This window comes from Pantoea sp. BAV 3049 (genome assembly GCF_009765445.1).
Lineage (GTDB): Bacteria > Pseudomonadota > Gammaproteobacteria > Enterobacterales > Enterobacteriaceae > Erwinia.
On the sequence record NZ_WHOY01000020.1, the window covers coordinates 1 to 386 of the forward strand.

Below are 386 nucleotides of genomic sequence, written 5' to 3' on the forward strand. Positions count from 1 at the left end.
GGTATATCCGGGAACGAAACCACATATCCGCCTTCGTAAGGCTCCAGATTTATAGGGTATCGCATATCGTCTTAGTGAATCTTCGCGAGTACCAGCCCCGAAGGGCTGGTTTGTTATTTCAGACCTAACTGCTTGAGTATGGCCTTTCGCAGCGGTTCTTTTAACTCAGCTCCGGGATGCCTTGGCATTACGCTCCGCTTCCCGTTTAGTCTCAGCTTCAAGTGGTTTGTACCGTTTGAAACTTCAACCCCCTGAGATTCAAGCCACCGCCTGAACTCGCTTTGCTTCACCACTCCTCCTGTCTGTTGAACATGTGATAATAGTAAACATTAATGCTTACCATGTCAACATATTTGTTTACCGGGAGAAGGATTACCCCGCGCCTT

At 47.9% G+C, this 386-nt stretch carries 1 protein-coding gene; it reads right to left on the reverse strand.

What is annotated here, in order from left to right; translation table 11 throughout:
* Positions 1–113 precede the first annotated feature (113 nt).
* Complete coding sequence (locus GSQ70_RS00665; protein WP_158780482.1) at positions 114–290, reverse strand: type II toxin-antitoxin system HicA family toxin; 177 nt, start codon at positions 288–290, stop codon at positions 114–116.
* Between the last annotated feature and the right edge of the window lie 96 nt (positions 291–386).